The sequence below is a fragment of the Nocardia sp. CY41 genome, assembly GCF_009829325.1.
GTDB lineage: Bacteria > Actinomycetota > Actinomycetes > Mycobacteriales > Mycobacteriaceae > Nocardia.
The window spans coordinates 372,009-389,135 of the sequence record NZ_VUOS01000006.1 but is presented as its reverse complement, the minus strand read 5'-3'; the positions used below and the strand labels follow the sequence as shown (position 1 = coordinate 389,135).

Below are 17,127 nucleotides of genomic sequence, written 5' to 3'. Positions count from 1 at the left end.
CGAGACGGCATTCGACCGGGACGCGCGCCGGGTCGTATGCGTCGCCCCACGCGCGCTGAGCGAACTCATCGACCGCGGTGACCGGTCCGAAGCTGGTAAAGCCTCATTGATTCCCGGCCGCGTCAGACGTTCATCGGCGTGCCGAACGTGCGGCGGCGCGCACGACCGCAGCCAGTGCTGCCGCCACGGCGGAATCCGCTCGGCCGCAGGACCAGCCGGTGCGTCCGCCGCTGCGGTACTCCAGGTAGGCGATCTCGGATCTGTCGTCGTCCCGCCCGATCGACTGCGGGGTCAGTCCCAGCACCTCGATCGGATATCCGGCCTCGGCCAGCGCCCCGGTCAGCACTTCGAGCGGGCTGCCCGTGCGCCGCGTGCGGCGGGTGACGCCGTCGATGATCAACGTGAGCTCGGTGCTCGCCTCGTCGCCGCTGGTGCGCCAGTCTTTCAAGGCCAACCCCGAGGGGTCCTCGAAATACACCGCCTCGAAAAGGTCGCGCAGCTCGGCGGCGGTGATCTCGACTCCCGTGTCGTCGGCGATCGCCTGCACGTGCCCGGCGAAATCGATCTGCAGGCGCCGCGGCAGGTCCATGCCGTATTCGGTGTGCAGCAGATAGGCGATGCCGCCCTTCCCGGACTGGGAATTCACCCGGATCACCGCCTCGTAGCTGCGGCCGAGGTCGGCGGGATCGATGGGCAGATACGGCACGTGCCAGTCCAGTGCGCGCTCCGCCGTGCCCGTCGCGGCGGCCCGAGCCCGGTGCTCGGCCATGCCCTTCTTGATCGCGTCTTGATGGGTTCCGGAGAACGCGGTGTGCACCAGGTCGCCGACGTACGGGTGCCGTTCGTGGATCGGCATGCTCGTGCAGTGTTCGACGGTGCGCCGGATCTCGTCGATGTCGGAGAAGTCGATCATCGGGTCCACGCCCTGCGCGTGCAGGTTCAAGGCCAGCGTGGCGATGTCGACGTTGCCGGTGCGCTCGCCGTTGCCGAACACGCAGCCCTCCACGCGTTGTGCGCCCGCGAGCACCGCCAGTTCGGCGCACGCGATGCCGGTGCCGCGATCGTTGTGCGGGTGCACCGACAGGATGACGCTGTCGCGCCGGGCGAGATTGCGGTGCATGTACTCGATCTGGTCGGCGTAGACGTTCGGGGTGGCGACCTCGACGGTGGCGGGCAGGTTCAGGATGACCGGCCGCTGCGCGGTGGCGTCCCACAAGGTCGTCATCCGGTCGCAGATATCGAGCACGTAGTCGGGCTCGGTCAGGTTGAACACCTCGGGCGAGAACTCGAACCGCACGTTCGGCAGGTCCGCGGCGCAGTCGAGCACGGCGCGGCCGCCGTCGAGGATCAGCTCGCGCAGCGCCGCGGGATCCTTGCCGAGCACGATGTCACGCCATGCGGGCGCGGTCGCGGTGTACATGTGGATCACGACGTCGTTGGGGATGCCGCGGATCGAGGCGACGGTGCGCTCGATGAGATCCCGCCGTGCGGGGGTGAAGACGGCGATCGTCACGTCCTCGGGTGCGATGTCGTCCTCGGCGAGGAGCCGGACGAAGTCGAAGTCGGTCTGGGAGGCCGACGGGTAACCGACCTCGATCTCCTTGTACCCCATAGCGACCAGCAGCTCGAAGAACCGGCTCTTGCGCGCCGGGTCCATCGGTTCGGCGAGCGCCTGGTTGCCGTCGCGCAGGTCGACCGGCACCCACAGGGGCGCCTGTGTGATCCTGGCTTCGGGCCACTTCCGTTGCGTGAGCGGTACTTCTACGCGCGCGTGGACATCGCGGTAACGATACGAAGGCATCTGGGAGCGCCGCTGGCGATTCCACGCCGGAGCCTTGTCCGGTATCTCGCCCTCGGGAGTGTCGATGCTGGGAAAAGCGGTGCTCATGGGTCTGCTTCCTGGCCATTGCGGCCGTCACGACGAACGGTGACCGGCCACGACGAAGCCCCACGGCGGGCGGCCGGTCGTTCAGGCCCCGCCGTGGCGGCTGAGCAGAAGCATGGTGCGCATGATGGCTAGACTGTACACCACTCCTCAGACAAGTAGAGAGGTATCGGATGATCTCCCAGGTACGGCGCCATCCTCTGGCCGCGCAGGCGGCCGAAGTACTGCTCGCCCGCATTCAGGCAGGCGAATGGCCGCTGGGTCATCGCCTGCCCGGTGAGACCACGCTGGCCGCGCAGCTCGGCGTCGGCCGCTCGACGCTACGGGAAGCCATCCGCGAGCTCGCCGGGAAAGGCGTGCTCGACAGCCGCCAAGGCGCGGGCGTCTTCGTGACGGCGCTGGAGGTGACCGAGGAGTGGGACGCGGTGCTGCGCCGCGCCACCATCGCTTCGGTGATCGAAGCGCGCATCGCGATCGAGGCCGAGGCCGCCGCCCTGGCCGCGCAGCGGCGCACCGCCGCCGACCTGCGTGCGATCCGCCGGACCCTGGCCGCCCGGGAGGCCCATGGCGAACCGGTGGCCGAGCACGTCGACGCCGATATGGCGTTCCACCGGGCGGTCATCGTGGCCGCCCACAACGACGTGCTGACCCAGCTGTTCGACACCTTCCTGCCCCGGCTGCGCCTGGCCATGATCGACATGCTGAAGATCCGGCCGGTGCCGTCGGAGTCCGCCGATCACGCCGCGCACCAGCGGCTGGCCGAGGCGATCGCCGCCCGCGCCCCCGCCGCCGCGGCGGAATACAGCCGCGCCCACCTGACCACCCTGAAAGAGGCTTTCACGTGACCGATCCGGTGCTGGAACTGACCGATGTGACGTTCCGCCGCGACGGCAAGAAGATCATCGACGGGATCTCGCTGACCGTGCGCGCGGCTGAACGCTGGGCGCTGCTCGGTCCCAACGGGGCGGGCAAGAGCACGCTGCTCGGCTTCTGCGGCGCGGTTATCTTTCCCACGTCCGGGTCGGTCCGGGTGCTCGGCGCGGAACTCGGCCGCGTCGAATTGCAGCGGCTGCGCCGTGGCATCGGTCAGGTGAACCCACGCCACCCGCTGCGCTCCCCACTGACCATCCGCGAGGTCGTGCTGACCGGCCTCACCGCGACGATCGACACCCCCATGCGCTGGACACCGACGCCCGACCAGCTCGACCGGGCCGACGCGATGATCGACACCGTGGGCCTCACCGGGAAGGCGAAGGAGGTCTGGCCCACGCTGAGCCAGGGCGAGCGCGGCCGGGCCCTCATCGCCCGAGCGCTGATCGCCGAACCGCGGCTGCTGTTGTTCGACGAACCGTCCACCGGGCTGGACGTCGCCGCCCGCGAGCAGTTGCTGGACACCCTCGACACCCTGGACCGGACCCACCCCGACGTCGCCTCCATCCTGGTCACCCACCATTTGGAGGAACTGCCCAGCACGACGACGCACGCGTTGCTGATCGCGGAGGGTCACACCGTCGCGACGGGCCCCGCTCCCGACACGATCACCACCGAGAACGTCACCGCCACCTTCGCACACCCGGTGGAGGTCCGGCACGACGACGGTCGCTGGACCGCGCGAGCGGCCCGCAAACTTTCCGCCTGGCCGGAGTAGACCCACGTCGAGTTGCGCTGTGCGCCACGACTTCCCTCCGACTCGACCGCACCACGGTGGTAACGCCGCTGTAATCGCCACACCGCATTCCCGTGTGAGCATGCAACGAAATCGTCTATCACCGAAGGGAATACGGCTACGTGTGGCAGCTCTATCGGGCAGTACTGCGCACCGACGACCACCTCGTGCTCGGTTACGTGGACGTGGGCGCGCGCCTCATGGCCCACGCGAGGATCGGCCACCACCTGGTCCAAGGAATCGAACGACTGCTCGCCGAGCCGGCCCGGGTCACCTGGGCCGGACGGGATGCACGTGCGCCGTCGATCGGCGAAAATCTCTATCGCACAGTTGGTTCCGTTGCCGAACTGGTTCCGCCGGAACACGGTGCCGTCGGCCGCTACCTGCTCAATCACGACCTGCGGATCTTCGTGGACAAAGCAACCGTGCTGGAGAACGAAGCCCGCCATCGCATCCACCCGTTGCCCTTGCTCACCGCCGACCCCACACCGGACACCGGCCGCACGGTGGGCGACCACAGCCTCCTCGGATCGTGGGCGCACGCTCTGATCTCGGTGCGCGACACCGTGCCGAAGGGCTTCGAACAACGAAAATTCGACCTGGTCGAACGCCTTGGCTGAGCGCCACCGCCTCGGCCCGCACCGGTCAGCCACGTGTGCAGGACCGTCGCGCCGAATCAGACCCGGCGCCCGGCGAGCACGGTCGTCGCCGCACCAGCACGATCACAGCGGCCACCGTGAGGGCGAAGACCAGCAGGTCACTCGGCCGGGGCCGCCGTGAGCGTGGAGTGCGCGGGCTCCACGAAGCGGCCGCGCCCTAGGCACGATCAGGCAGCACGACACATGACCGGCGAGAACGAAACTACGCCGTCGAGGTGGCGCGGTGCTCGGCTTCGGCGAGCTCCTTCAGCGTCAGCAGTTGCTTGCGCATCATGAGCAGGTCGCCGAGGGCGAGCGCCACGGCGACGAATTTCGGTGCGTTACAGCGGATCCGGACCAGGAGCCGGGTTCCCGCGCCTTCGGGACGCACCGCGTAGGTGACGCACACCTTGTTCGCGAGCAGAGTGATGTGCTTGCCCAGAACGAACGAGACGAGCTCGAACTGGGACATGAACCGCTGTCCGACCGCCAGTTCGGTGAGTACCGGGTCGCGACGGCGCGGACTGGGCTTGCCGAAGTTGTCCAGCAGGTCGTAGCTGTAGGGAGCGACGCGCAGTTGGCACAGCCAGGCGTAGACGAGAGCGGGCGGCGCGTCGACGCTGATCGCGCGATCGGCCTGCAGACCGCCGGCCTGCCGGTCGTCGCACGGCAGGGGCGCTTCGCGCTCGGCCTCGGTGGCGCCCCACACCGTCCCGGGGATCATGCCGCCGCCGCGATTCGGCGCAGCATCTGGCGCACGACCAGGCGGTGACCGCCCGTTCCCACTACCAGCGCACGGTAGATCCGCCCGTGGAGCCCGGGAAAGTCGCCGTAACTGCGGGCGCGGACGCGGGTCCGGCTCGGCCCCTCCTCGTCCAATTCGAAGATCAGCGCGTACTTCGAGAACCAGTGCTGTCCGTGCAGCGCCAAACGGTGCGGTTCCGCGACGGAATCGATGACGAACCCGCTCGGCGGTGACGGCTCGTGCGGGTCGTGACAGACGACTTTCAGCATCGCTTTCCACGCCCGGTCGCGGTTCGCGTCGATCGATCTGGCATGCTCATCTATATAGGACAAACGCTCCATATAGAAGGAACGTACTAGTACATGGCGCCACCCCGCAAGCACGACACCGACGTGATCCTCGACGCAGCGCGCACCCTCGTGCTCGCAGAGGGACCCCGCGCGGCCAGCGTGTCGGCCATCGCCGAGGCCAGCGGCGCCCCGGTCGGCACCCTGTACCACCGCTTCGGCAACCGCAACGGCGTGCTCACCGCGGCATGGCTGCGCGCGCTGCGCCGGTTCCAGGAGGGCACCCTCGCGGCCGCGGACCAACCGGACCCGGTGGAGGCGGGCGTCGGGATGGTCCGAGCGGCTCTGCGGTTCGGGCGCGAACTACCCGACGACGCCAAACTCCTGCTCGAATTGCGCCCCCGCGACTTGCTCGACGGCGGGCCGGACGACGAGTTCCACGCGACCCTGGCCGCCATGAACGCGCCGCTGATCGACCATCTGCGCCGCATCGCGCATGCCCTGTTCGGGCGGGACGGCGAGCGGGAGATCGATGCGGTCAGCCGCGCCATCGTCGATCTGCCCTATGCGGCGCTGCGCCGCCACGCCAACGCTCCGGAGCTGCCCGCCTGGCTCGAGGACGACCTGACCGGCGCCGCCCGCACCCTGCTGACCTCCTACCGCCCCTGACCCAGGAGTCACCCGGTGATCAGCGCAGGCGTGAGTTCGTCGAGGCCGGAGATGACCTTCGCGGCCAGGGCCAGCGCGTCGGCGGCGGGCGGGTACTCCGGCCGCGGCGCCGCGATCACCCGCATCCCCGCCGCGTGGGCGGAGCGCAGGCCGTTGCTGGAATCCTCCACGGCCACGCAGTCGGACGGGCGCTGACGCAGGAACGTCGCGACCGTCACGTAGACGTCCGGCGCCGGTTTGCCGCGATCGACCTCCTCGGTGGAGAAGGTGACGGAGAAGTACTCGATCAGCCCCGTGCGGCCGAGCACCGTGTCGATGAGCGCGCGGGGCGACGAGCTGGCCAGCCCCAACGGCCACTGCTCGCTGATTCGCTGCACGGCCGCGATCGCGCCCGGCAGCAGCGGCACGCCCGCGTCGTAGCGCTCGGCCATCCGGTCGATCACGTCCCGGGCGACGGTCTCCGGCGACTCGCCGACCCCGAGTTCGCCGCTGAGATAGGCCGACCACTCACCGGTGCTCATCCCCATCAGCCGCTGCTGGGTGTCGGGCAGCCAACGGCCACCTTTCTCCGCGACGTAGCCTCGCCGCACCGCCTCCCAGACCGGCTCGGAATCGATCAGCACGCCGTCCATATCGAACACGACCGCGGTGATACCCATGCGCACAGAGCCTTTCGCCAGCCGAAACGGTCAGAGGTCGCCCGCAGCCGGATTGCGCGTCCGGCCGCCGGAACCGTGCCGGTGCCGCCCGGGAGCAGGCGATATCCGGTCGCGCCCCAGCCTAGGCGGTGACGGTCGGTGACGACGGACACAGCACCCGCGCGGCGAGCATTCAGCGGGCAACCGATAACTTGTTCTTATGAACGAACCGCAGGCCGGCGACTCGCTGCCGAGCAAGGAGCACCACGAGGGCGGGTTCCGGCCGATGACCGAGTTGATCGCCGCCCACGAGGCCGCCAAAGACGACATCTCCCGCGGCGGGCCGCACTACGGGCAGTTCATCGAGCAGGTGCGCGGCCTGATGGACCGGGTCCGGCTGGCCTCGCCCTCCGACGAGCTGGCGGTGGAGGCGATCGGCATTCTGAAAGAACTGAACGACAAGCTCGACGCCGCCCGGGTGGACGAGTGGTCGACGCCCAACTGGACCCGCTTCGACCTGCCTGCCCGCGGCAACATCACCCTGCCGCCGTTCTTGATCGATCACGTCGACCCGGAGCAGGGCGTGGACGCGCGCCTCACCTTCCGCACGTTCCACCTCGGCGGCAACAGCGCCGCTCACGGCGGCCAGATCGCCATCGCCTTCGACGACCTGCTCGGCATGGCGGCGGCGGTGCGTTCGGGCTCGGTGACCAGGACGGCGTCGCTCACCGTGGACTACCGCTCGATCACGCCGCTGAACACCGAGCTGAAGGTGCGGGCGTGGGCCGAACGGCAGGAGGGGCGCAAGGTCTACGTGCGGGCCACCCTGCACGACGGCGACCGGCTGTGCGCGGAGGCCAACGGCCTGTTCATCGTGCTCAGGCCGGGGCAGCCCTGACCCACGGCGCTCGCCCCCGAACCAAGAGCATCGGCCGGTCCGGCGCCTCGGCCGCTGGAGTTCGATCGATGGCGTCGAGTCGGAACGCGGCACGCGTGTGAGCCCAATGGCGGCTGGCTGGGCGCATGCCCCGCCGCCGGTTTGCTCTCCGCTCCGCCTTCCCTCGGCGTGCACGAGCATCCGCTGTCGGTGCTCCGTGAAACACCTGGTTCGAGATCGCGCGCGAGTGCGCCTGCGAGACAAGGACTATACGCCATCGATTCGCGGCGGCCGCCTTCTGCGCTGAGCACCTCGGGAACGGCACAAGGTGCACGACTGCACGGAATGCCCGACAGAGCGGGCTGTTTCGCGTTGATCGAGTAACCGCTGGTAGGCGAGGCGCTCACGAAACGGGGCGGCCGCGCCTGCACTCGATGCAATCGCGCGTGAAATGCCTTCGCCGCCAGGGCAGCCCGGTGCTCGCCGGCGCACTTGCGACCGGCGAGCGCGGGACCCATCACCGCCCCGGGAAATTCGCTTCCCGGTACGCGCCGAATCGGGCGTCCACCTGCTCGGCCGTCAGCCCGAAATCGTCGAGGGTGTAGCGGTGCGCCGGACGCGCGGCGCCCGAGGTGCTCTCCGCGTGCAACGCGGTCATCGCCGCGCTCGCCTCACCGGTCAGCGGCAGCCCGAAGTGCCGGTAGATCGACTCCACCGTGCCGATCGGGTCGGCGACGAACTCGTCGTAGTCGACGTCGCAGAACTGCGCCGCGTCGTGGCGCTTGCGGTCGACGAGGAACCGCTCCGCGCCGCGCGCCCACAGATCCAGCTGCGTCGCGCCGACCACCGGTCCGCGGAACTTCTCCGACCAGCCCGCCGTCGCCTGCTCGTTCAAGCTGCACACCGACGCGATGATGGTGCGCGGATCGCGGTGCATCTGGATGATCAGCGCGTCCGGATAGACCTCGAAGATGGCGTCCAGCGCGAACAAGTGGCTCGGATTCTTCAGCACCCATCGCTTCTGCGCGTCCGGCAGCCCGATCAACTGGAGGTTGCGCCGGTGCCTGCGGTAGGCGGGCGTCCAGTCCCGGTCGCGCAGCCACTCGGAATAGGTGGGCAGGTAGGCCAGACACTCGTAGGACACCGACATGGCCGATTGCCGCAGCAACTGCCAGCACTCCTCGACCTGATCGGCCGAGATGTGGTGGACGCCCATGAATTCCGGATGCTCCACGTGGTGCTTGTCGTAGGCGGCCGCGAGCCGCTGATACACCGGGTTGCTCGCCCAGGTCTCACGCGGCGGGCGCGGTTGCGGCATCTCGGTCAGCCACATCTCCAGCCCCTGGTGCGCCGGGTCGGCGTTGAGCAGGCGGTGCACCGCCGTCGTGCCCGAGCGCGGCAGCCCGGTCACGAAGATCGGACGTTCGATCGCCACGTCGGCGTGCTCCGGAAACTGCCGCCAGGCGGACTCGCTGAGCAACCGGGCGATCAAAGCGCCGCGCAGGAAGGCGCGATTCACCTTGTTGCCGAACGGGGTCAGTTCGGCGTCCTTGGCATAGGATTCCAGCAGCACCCCGAGTCCCTCGCGGTAGTCGTCGGTGCCGAAGTCGTCCAGCCCGACCACCTTCGTGGCCGAAGCGTGCAGGTCGTCGATGGTTCCGACGTCGTCCCTACCGATCACGGTCATCTCCTAGTGGTGGAATTCGCCGGCGTTGACGTCCAGGCACGCGCCGGTGATCGCGCGCGCCATGGCGGACGCGAAGAACACGACCGCGTCGGCGATCTCGTCGGGTTCGGGCAGCTTGCGCAGGTCGGTGGTCTTCGCGGTCTCGGCGTAGACCTCCTCGGGGGTGATCCCCCGCTGCTGCGCCAGGTAGTTGAAGTACCACTTCAGGTTGTCGGCCCAGATGTAGCCGGGGGCCACCGAATTCACCCGGATGCCCTTCGGGCCCAGTTCGGTGGCCAGGCTCTGGGCCAGCGCGAGCAGGCTGGCCTTGGCCATCTTGTACGGCCCGAAAGTCCGCCGGGAGTGGTGCAGCACCGCCGAGTTGATCATCACCACCGAGCCCTTGCTCTCGGTCAGCGCGGGGACGAACAGCCGGGTCAGACGCAACGCGGCGAGCACGTTCGTCTCGAAACCCGCGCGCACCTGATCCAGATCGACGTCGGCGAGATCCACGATGGGCGGGATGGCGAAGGCATTGTTCACCAGCGTGTCGACCTTGCCGAACGCGCTGTGCGCCGTCTCCACCAGGTTGGCGGCTGCCGCCTCGTCGTCGATGTCGGTCGGCACGACCACCGCGCGCCTGCCGAGTTCGGTGATCTCCTCGGCCACCTCGGTCAGCCGCGACTCGGTCCGGGAGGCCAGCACCACGTCCGCGCCCGCCTTCGCGCTCTGCACGGCGATCGCGCGTCCCAGCCCCGGCCCGACACCGGAGACGACGACTACTTTGTCCTGCAACAACATCAGCCGAGCATCCTCTCCGCGACGGCGACCTGCCTGGCCGCGATCCGGTCGCGCCACTGCTGCGGCGTGACCCGGGCCTGGTCGTAGAACGGCAGGCGATCCGGCAGATCGGCGACGGAGACCAGCTCCACGGTCGGCCCGTCGTCGGGCTTCATCTCCCGCGACAGCCGCTGCCAGCGGAACTGCAGGTAGCCCCTGGCGTGCCCGGTGCGCTCGATCCAGTTCGCCAGCCCCGGGTCGCGCTCGCTGACCACCAGCCGGATCATCCCGTCCGGGTCCACGTGCGCCTGGTCGGCGGTGAGGCTGGTCTGGTGGTTGATGTAGTCCAGCGACAGGTACCACATGCTGCCCAGCTGGAAGCCCTGGTAGGGCGCGTCGGATTTGGGCACCGTGATGATCATCGCCTGGTCGTCGTCCAGCTCGTAGTGCCCCACCGAGGAGAACTGGGTGCTGAGCCCGCCCGGGGTCTGCCTCGGCTCGGTCAGCGTGTTCACCGGCAGGTTCAGATAGAACCACTCCGGGAAGGCGAGGAAGGTCTGCAACCGCGACACGAGCATCTTGCCCGCCACGCCGTACCGCTTGGCCAGCAGGTCCTTGGTCGGCGGCGGCGGCGCGTCGCCGATCCGGTCCACGCGCTGGATGCGGATCGTGCCCGCCTTCTCGGTCGCCCAATCGCTGTGCACTTCACGCACCACGAGCATCGCCGCGTCGGCGCCGAGGTGGACGTAGCCGGGACCCGCCTCGCCCGGTCCGAATCGGATCTCATAGGTGCCGTCCGGCCGGATGTCGAGCTCGCGGTCGTCGAAGGCGGTGAGGCTGTCGGGCACGTCCACCGGCGAGTAGTTGCCGTTGAGCACCTGGAAGCTCAGGTCGCGGGTGGTGCCGCGGGTGCCGGTCACCACGTATTCCGCGTCCGGCCGTAGATAGGAGTGGTAGTAGAGGGTGTCGGGGTTGTCCAGGCCCATCTTGGTGTACGGCCCGGTGGACATGACGAAGAACGGGAAGTCCAGCTCATAGGCCCAGGCCATCTGCAACGACGCGCGGATGCTGCCCGCCAGATAGTCGTAGCCCTCGACGAGGTCCTGTTCGGTGCGGATGTGCGCGGCTCCGGTGATGATCTGCTCGGCGGCGGCGATGGCGTCCGCGAACGGCTGTGTCAGCAAGAGGCTCTCTCCGGTGTTCCAAATATGTACCACTCTGGTACATTTCGATACGAGAAAGATTAGAACGTGTTCTAGGAGTGGTCAATGGTCGGCCGTCGTTCCGCGCCCACCGCCCGCGTGGTGCAGGTCCTGGATTTCTTCGTCGAACAGCGTGGGAAACGCTTCGGGCTCTCCGAGCTCGCCCGCGAACTCGACCTGGCCAAACCCACCTGCCTGGGCATCCTCACCGAGCTGACCGCGGGCGGTTACCTGATGCGCGACGCCCAGACCCGCACCTACGGGCTCGGACCGGCGCTGATCGCGGCGGGCCGGGTGGCGCAGGACAGCTTCGCCATCTCCGCGCTCGCCCGCGTGGAGCTGGAGAAACTCTCCGCGCGCTACCACACGACCTGCACCGCCTCCGCGGTCGTCGGCGAGCAGATCATGGTGCTGGAGAGCACCGGGCCCGGCCTGGTGAAGGTGGGCGCGGCCTACCACTTCGCGCCTCCGGTCGGCCTGATGTACGTGCTCTGGGACACCGACGCGGCCTTCGACGCCTGGCTGGCCAAGCCGCCCGCGGTGCCGCTGCGCCAGGACGAAGCGCGCCTGCGCCAGGTCGTCGCCGAATGCCGCGAGCGAGGATTCCTGGTCGAGAGCATGACCACCGCCGGACGGCGGCTGTACTCGCTGCTGGCCGGCGTCGCCGACCGTGATCTACCTCCCGAGCTGCGCGAACTGGTCGGCGAGCTGGTGACCAGCCTGGGCGAGCGGGTGTATCTCGGCGCGGATCTGCGGCCCCGCAAAGAGCACGCGGTGAGCCTGCTCGCCGCGCCGACTTACGACGGCGACGGCAGGCAGAACATGGTGCTCACGATGTACGTCGGCCGCTCCGTCACCGGGGCCGAGATCGCCCGCCGCGGGAGCGCGCTGGTGGCCGCCGCCGATGCCGTGACGGCGAACTCGGGCGGACGCAGACCATTGACCGACAACCGAAACGTGTTCTAGTTTTGCGGTGTGAGCCAGTACGCGAAGTCGACGGTGAGCACCTACGAGCTGCCCCATCTGGACGCGCTCGAGGCCGAGTCGGCGCACATATTCCGTGAAGTGGCAGCGACATTCGAGCGTCCGGTGTTGCTGTTCTCCGGCGGCAAGGATTCGGTGGTGATGCTGCACTTGGCGACCAAGGCCTTCTGGCCCGCGCCGCTACCGTTCCCCGTGTTGCACATCGACACAGGGCACAATTTCGACGAGGTGATCACCTACCGCGACGAGACGGTGGCGCGCCTGGGATTGCGCCTGGTGGTCGGGCGGGTGCAGGACGACATCGATGCCGGACGGGTGGTCGAGGAGACCGGGCCGCGCGCCTCCCGCAACCGGTTGCAGACCACGACGCTGCTGCGCTCGATCCAGGAGGGGGCCTTCGACGCGGTCTTCGGCGGCGCCCGCCGCGACGAGGAGAAGGCCCGCGCCAAGGAGCGGGTGTTCAGCTTCCGCGACGAGTACGGCCAGTGGGATCCGCGCAGGCAGCGCCCGGAGCTGTGGAACCTGTACAACGGCAGGCACCGGGCCGGCGAGCACATCCGGGTGTTCCCGCTGTCGAACTGGACCGAGCTGGACATCTGGAGCTACATCGCCGCCGAAGACATCGAACTGCCGCCGCTGTATTACGCGCACCGCAGGCCGGTGGTGCAGCGCGATGGAATGCTGCTGGCGCACACGCGTTTTCTCCAGCTGCTCGGCGGCGAGGAGCCGTACGAGGCCACGGTGCGCTTCCGCACCGTGGGCGACGCGACCTGCACCGGCTGCGTGGAGTCCACCGCGGCCACGCCCGCGGAGGTGGTCGCCGAGGTCGCCGCGGCGCGGGTCACCGAGCGCGGCGCCACCCGGGCCGACGACCGCATCTCCGAGGCGGGGATGGAAGACCGCAAACGCGAAGGCTACTTCTGATGACGACCACACTGTTGCGCCTGGCCACCGCGGGCAGCGTCGACGACGGCAAATCCACGCTGATCGGCAGGCTGCTGTTCGACTCCAAGACGCTGTTCACCGATCAACTCGCCGCGGTGGAGCGGACCAGCCGCGACCGCGGCGACGACTATCCCAACCTGGCACTGCTCACCGACGGCCTGCGCGCCGAGCGCGAACAGGGCATCACCATCGACGTGGCGCATCGCTATTTCGCCACGCCGAGAAGGAAATTCATCATCGCCGACACCCCGGGGCACGTGCAGTACACCCGGAACATGGTCACCGGCGCGTCGACCGCCGACCTGGCGCTGATCCTGGTGGACGCCCGCAAGGGCGTGGTGGAACAGACCCGCAGGCACGCGTTCCTGGCCAGTCTGCTCGGCATCCCGCACCTGGTGCTGTGCGTGAACAAGATGGACTTGGTGGATTGGTCGCAGGAGCGGTTCGAGGAGATCCGTGCGGAGTTCGCGCGGTGGGCCTCCAAATTGGACGTCTCCGATCTGACCTTCGTGCCCGTGTCGGCGCTGCACGGCGACAACATCGTGCATCGCGGCGCGAGCATGCCGTGGTACGAGGGCACTCCCCTGCTGCACCATCTCGAGGAGGTGCACATCGCCTCCGATCGCAACCTGATCGACTCACGTTTTCCGGTGCAGTACGTCACGCGCAGCCACGCGCAGGATTTCCGCGGATACGCCGGCACCGTAGCGGGCGGGGTCTTCAAGCCGGGTGACGAAGTGGCGGTGCTGCCATCCGGTTTCACCACCACGGTGGAGGCGATCTGGGGTCCGGGCGGCGCGCCCGTCGCGGAAGCCTTCCCACCGCAAGCGGTCACCATCCAACTCGCCGACGAACTGGACATCTCCCGTGGCGATCTGATCTGCCGCCCGAACAACCGACCGACCGCGGGACGTGATCTGGACGCGATGGTGTGCTGGTTCGCCGAGGACACCCAGCTCACGCCCGGCGCGACGTACACCATCCGGCACACCACGCGCGCGGCCACCGCCGAAGTGCGTTCCCTGGACTATCGGCTGGACGTGAACACCCTGCACCGCGACGAGCACGCGGAGTCGTTGGCGCTCAACGAGATCGGCCGTGTCCAGCTGCGCACCCGCCAACCCTTGCTGTTCGACCCGTACCGTCGCAACCGTGCCACCGGGAGCTTCATCCTCGTCGACGATACGACGAACAACACCGTCGCCGCGGGCATGATCACCGGCCCCAGCCTGCCGTCCTCCCGGGTGGTCTGGCACTCCACCGCCGTCGAGCGCGACGAACGCGCCACCCGCGGCCTCACAGTCTGGCTGACGGGGTTGTCCGGCTCCGGGAAGTCCACCGTCGCAGTGGAATTGGAGCGCAGATTGGTCGCCGCGGGCCGTCCGGCGTTCCTCCTCGACGGCGACAACCTGCGCCACGGCCTCAACTCGGATCTCGGGTTCAGCGCGGCCGACCGCGAGGAGAACGTCCGCCGCGTCGGCGAAGTGGCGAAGCTATTCGCCGAAGCCGGTGTGGTGGCGGTGGTTTCGCTGATCAGCCCGTACCGCGCCGACCGCGATCGCGTTCGTGCCGCCCATGAGGCGGCGGGCATTCCGTTCCTCGAGGTATTCGTGGACACGCCACTGGCGGTCTGCGAAGCCCGCGACCCCAAGGGCATGTACGCGAAGGCCCGCGCGGGCGAGATCCGCGGTTTCACCGGTATCGACGACCCGTACGAAGCGCCGACCGAAGCCGAGATCATCCTCCGGCCCGACCACGGCGACCCGGCGTCGATGGCGGCGACGATCATCGCGCGGTTGAGTCGAATGGACTGAGCCCGCGTCGGCGCCGACTATCCGGAGATCAGCAGCATGCGGGCGCCGCTCTCCGGATGTACCGCGTCAGCTCTGAGGAGGACAGCGCCATCGCAGTCAGCGGACGATACCCGCGCTCGGAACGATGTATCGGATGCGGTCGGTGTTGTGCGGCTCCGCTTTGAGATCGACCACCGTCGAGTCACCGATCTGTTCGACGAGGTCCACGCCGATCTCGACGGGCACCGGGTAGGCCGAGTCCGATCCCAAGTCGTTGGGTGGGCCGAAGATCCATACTTTGTCGATCAAGCTGTGCGTAACACCGTCGGCGTCGGTGAACTGTACCTCGATGACGCCCGGCTGAGTATCCGACACCCATCGAACGGCGTTCCCCCATATCATGGCCATTTGATCAGTATGCCAGCGATCCACTGCGGCACGGAACGGCGAACGCGTCCACCGGCCGCCGGGGATACCCACAGTCGGCCAGCGGATCCCCGATCACACCACGGCGATCCCGCGTCGATGGCGGCGACGATCATCGCGCGGTTGAGCCGAATGGACTGAGCCCGCACACCGAAGGGCAGACGGCGCTCGTCCGTCTGCCCTTCGACTTCCCCGATTGTCGTCGGTCCACTCTTCGAAGCCCGGCTTCGTGGATCGGCTATCCCCTCCACAGTCGATACACGGAGCCGGTTTGTGACGACGTCTTCCTAATCGGTTCGGATACGAGCGTAGAGCGATAGGATCTGATTGTAAAGCGATAGATATCTAGCCGATGCGCTCTGATCCTTTACCGCCGGATACCATGTTTCCACGGTGACGGGCCGAATCAGGAGGTTGGTGGCACAGGTCGTGTCTGGGGACGGAGAGGACATCGCCGAGGAGCCGACGGAAGACGCCGGTCCGATCGCGCGGCACCTCAATCGGGTGATCGCCGCTGCCCAGCAGCGGGATGCACGGGGCTACTCCAACAAGGACATCGCCGAACGCTCGACCGCGCTCGGCTATCCACTCAGCCCGGCTCAGGTCTCGCATATCCGGCTCGGACGCGTCCGCAACCCCAGTTTCCGCACCATCGAGGGGATTTCCGTGGCGCTGGGCGTCGACGTGCGCGAATTCCTCGACGGCGCCGCCGCACAGCAAGCCGGTAGGGAATCGCGGCTGGCGGCGGAACTCTCCGAGGCGGGCGTGGAGGCGATCGGCTTCCGGCTGTCCGAACTCGGCACACTGAACGAACTCGGCAGGTCGACGTTCGGGGCCATAGTCGGCAACATCCTGCGTGATCTCCAGCAGCACGAGCTCTACCGCCGGCCGGAGACCACGGGCGAGGAACCTCCGGCATCCGAGTGACCGGCTGCCGCTCGGGTCACAGCCGCAGGTCCGCCGCCGAGACGCGCGGAGCGGACCCCGGCCGATAGGTCGCTTGCGCTATGGGGCGACGGACTTTCGTGTAGGACTCCAGTGCCAGGGCGATGGAATCCGCCCCACGCAGGGTCTTCGCCAAGACGATCGCGTCCTCGACGGCAGCAGTCGCCCCCCGTCCCGCCGCCGGTGAAACAGCATGCGCCGCATCGCCGATCAGCACGGTGTCCGCGTTGTGCCAGCTTCCCTCGGGTTCGAGTTCGTACAGCGCGATGGGTGCGCTCACCTCGGAACGCTCCAGCACGTCCAGCACCGGCGTGAGGCGCAGCGCCTCGAGGAACACATCGGGATCGATCGCTGCGGCCGCGGAAGCGACGTTTCGTCTGCTGAACCAGAACGATCCGTCGCGATCGTCCCCCACATACCCCACCACTCCGTCCGGATGCGACCAGAAGTGCAGCACGTTCGTCGGCAGCCCGCGCACCGGAGCCGGGAAGTGCCCGTACCGGATCAGTTGGCCGGTGTAGGTGGGCTCGCGGCGATCACCGAGCATGCGCCGGATAGCCGAACGCGCGCCGTCCGCGCCGACCAGCAGATCACCCGTGCGTTCGCCGGGCTCGGCCCGGGTTCCGTATGCGCAGGGAATATCGGCTCGGTCCAAGCCTTCGCGCAATACGGCCAGGAGATCTCTGCGCCACACGTGGGTACTGGACCAGCGATGACCGGGCTCGGTACGCGCGAAGGAGCCCGCCCGCCCGGTGACCGTGTCGACGGTGCTGACGCTGACCACCGGGAAGCCGACCGCCCTGACTCGCTCCCCCAGTCCGATCTGGTCCAGCGCGGTCGATGCGGCGGGGCCGAGCGTGACCCATCCGCCCACTTCGGCCGTGCGCTCCGCGCTCTCGTAGACCTGGACCGTGGCACCCACTTTCGCCATCGCGAGGGCGGCACATGCCCCTCCGATACCGCATCCGACGACTTCTGCTC

General features: G+C 68.5%; 18 protein-coding genes. 9 read left to right on the top strand and 9 right to left on the bottom strand.

Annotation, left to right across the window (positions count from 1 at the left end):
* Positions 1-130 precede the first annotated feature (130 nt).
* On the bottom strand, positions 131-1,801 hold the full coding sequence (locus tag GVY64_RS08575) for a 2-isopropylmalate synthase (RefSeq protein WP_236566705.1): 1,671 nt from the start codon (positions 1,799-1,801) through the stop codon (positions 131-133).
* A gap of 257 nt (positions 1,802-2,058) precedes the next feature.
* On the opposite strand from GVY64_RS08575, the gene GVY64_RS08570 reads away from it, so the two are divergent.
* From GVY64_RS08570 to GVY64_RS08560, 3 genes are all read left to right on the top strand, one after another.
* Positions 2,059-2,730 (top strand): FadR/GntR family transcriptional regulator, encoded by a 672-nt coding sequence (locus GVY64_RS08570; protein ID WP_159840032.1) that lies wholly within the window; start codon positions 2,059-2,061, stop codon positions 2,728-2,730.
* Positions 2,727-3,533 (top strand): ABC transporter ATP-binding protein, encoded by an 807-nt coding sequence (locus GVY64_RS08565; RefSeq protein ID WP_159840031.1) that lies wholly within the window; start codon positions 2,727-2,729, stop codon positions 3,531-3,533. The genes GVY64_RS08570 and GVY64_RS08565 overlap by 4 nt, the downstream gene beginning before the upstream one ends.
* Before the next feature lie 140 nt (positions 3,534-3,673).
* Positions 3,674-4,171: a hypothetical protein gene (locus GVY64_RS08560; RefSeq protein ID WP_159840030.1), complete on the top strand. Its 498-nt coding sequence runs from the start codon at positions 3,674-3,676 to the stop codon at positions 4,169-4,171.
* A 241-nt stretch (positions 4,172-4,412) separates the two neighbouring features.
* Here the strand turns inward: GVY64_RS08560 and GVY64_RS08555 are convergent, their stop codons facing one another.
* Both GVY64_RS08555 and GVY64_RS08550 read right to left on the bottom strand, forming a co-directional pair.
* Positions 4,413-4,913, bottom strand: coding sequence for a hypothetical protein (locus GVY64_RS08555; protein WP_159840029.1), 501 nt, complete (start codon positions 4,911-4,913; stop codon positions 4,413-4,415).
* A complete protein-coding gene (locus GVY64_RS08550) occupies positions 4,910-5,275 on the bottom strand; it encodes a hypothetical protein (protein WP_159840028.1) in 366 nt (121 codons plus the stop codon). Before GVY64_RS08550 ends, GVY64_RS08555 begins: the two co-directional genes overlap by 4 nt.
* Positions 5,276-5,296: 21 nt before the next feature.
* Here GVY64_RS08550 and GVY64_RS08545 point away from each other — a divergent pair, with 21 nt between their 5' ends.
* On the top strand, positions 5,297-5,890 hold the full coding sequence (locus GVY64_RS08545) for a TetR/AcrR family transcriptional regulator (protein WP_159840027.1): 594 nt from the start codon (positions 5,297-5,299) through the stop codon (positions 5,888-5,890).
* An 8-nt stretch (positions 5,891-5,898) separates the two neighbouring features.
* On the opposite strand, the gene GVY64_RS08540 is transcribed toward GVY64_RS08545, so the two are convergent.
* Entirely contained in the window at positions 5,899-6,549 is a 651-nt protein-coding gene (locus GVY64_RS08540) for an HAD family hydrolase (protein ID WP_159840026.1), read from the bottom strand.
* Between the two features lie 199 nt (positions 6,550-6,748).
* Between GVY64_RS08540 and GVY64_RS08535 the strand changes: the two genes are divergently transcribed.
* Positions 6,749-7,426 carry a PaaI family thioesterase gene (locus tag GVY64_RS08535; protein ID WP_159840025.1) on the top strand — a complete coding sequence of 226 codons (678 nt, stop codon included), beginning with the start codon at positions 6,749-6,751 and terminating at the stop codon, positions 7,424-7,426.
* Between the two features lie 496 nt (positions 7,427-7,922).
* Here GVY64_RS08535 and GVY64_RS08530 read toward each other — a convergent pair whose 3' ends face one another.
* From GVY64_RS08530 to GVY64_RS08520, 3 genes are read right to left on the bottom strand one after another with little or no spacing between them, the layout of a single operon-like run.
* The gene (locus GVY64_RS08530; protein ID WP_159840024.1) at positions 7,923-9,092 is read right to left on the bottom strand and encodes a sulfotransferase family protein; all 1,170 of its coding nucleotides are present in this window, start codon (positions 9,090-9,092) and stop codon (positions 7,923-7,925) included.
* A 3-nt stretch (positions 9,093-9,095) separates the two neighbouring features.
* On the bottom strand, positions 9,096-9,872 hold the full coding sequence (locus tag GVY64_RS08525; RefSeq protein ID WP_159840023.1) for an SDR family oxidoreductase: 777 nt from the start codon (positions 9,870-9,872) through the stop codon (positions 9,096-9,098).
* On the bottom strand, positions 9,872-11,035 hold the full coding sequence (locus GVY64_RS08520; protein WP_159840022.1) for a hypothetical protein: 1,164 nt from the start codon (positions 11,033-11,035) through the stop codon (positions 9,872-9,874). The genes GVY64_RS08525 and GVY64_RS08520 overlap by 1 nt, the downstream gene beginning before the upstream one ends.
* A gap of 84 nt (positions 11,036-11,119) precedes the next feature.
* Between GVY64_RS08520 and GVY64_RS08515 the strand changes: the two genes are divergently transcribed.
* From GVY64_RS08515 to cysC, 3 genes are read left to right on the top strand one after another with little or no spacing between them, the layout of a single operon-like run.
* A complete protein-coding gene (locus GVY64_RS08515) occupies positions 11,120-12,019 on the top strand; it encodes a helix-turn-helix domain-containing protein (RefSeq protein WP_159840021.1) in 900 nt (299 codons plus the stop codon).
* 9 nt (positions 12,020-12,028) lie between these two features.
* A complete protein-coding gene (gene cysD, locus GVY64_RS08510) occupies positions 12,029-12,961 on the top strand; it encodes a sulfate adenylyltransferase subunit CysD (protein ID WP_159840020.1) in 933 nt (310 codons plus the stop codon).
* Positions 12,961-14,796, top strand: a complete 1,836-nt coding sequence (gene cysC / locus GVY64_RS08505; RefSeq protein WP_159840019.1) for an adenylyl-sulfate kinase — start codon at positions 12,961-12,963, stop codon at positions 14,794-14,796. Before cysD ends, cysC begins: the two co-directional genes overlap by 1 nt.
* A 96-nt stretch (positions 14,797-14,892) precedes the next feature.
* On the opposite strand, the gene GVY64_RS08500 is transcribed toward cysC, so the two are convergent.
* Positions 14,893-15,183 carry a hypothetical protein gene (locus GVY64_RS08500; RefSeq protein ID WP_159840018.1) on the bottom strand — a complete coding sequence of 97 codons (291 nt, stop codon included), beginning with the start codon at positions 15,181-15,183 and terminating at the stop codon, positions 14,893-14,895.
* Between the two features lie 447 nt (positions 15,184-15,630).
* On the opposite strand from GVY64_RS08500, the gene GVY64_RS08495 reads away from it, so the two are divergent.
* Entirely contained in the window at positions 15,631-16,128 is a 498-nt protein-coding gene (locus tag GVY64_RS08495; protein ID WP_159840017.1) for a helix-turn-helix domain-containing protein, read from the top strand.
* A gap of 16 nt (positions 16,129-16,144) precedes the next feature.
* Here the strand turns inward: GVY64_RS08495 and GVY64_RS08490 are convergent, their stop codons facing one another.
* Entirely contained in the window at positions 16,145-17,077 is a 933-nt protein-coding gene (locus GVY64_RS08490; protein ID WP_159840016.1) for an FAD-dependent oxidoreductase, read from the bottom strand.
* Between the last annotated feature and the right edge of the window lie 50 nt (positions 17,078-17,127).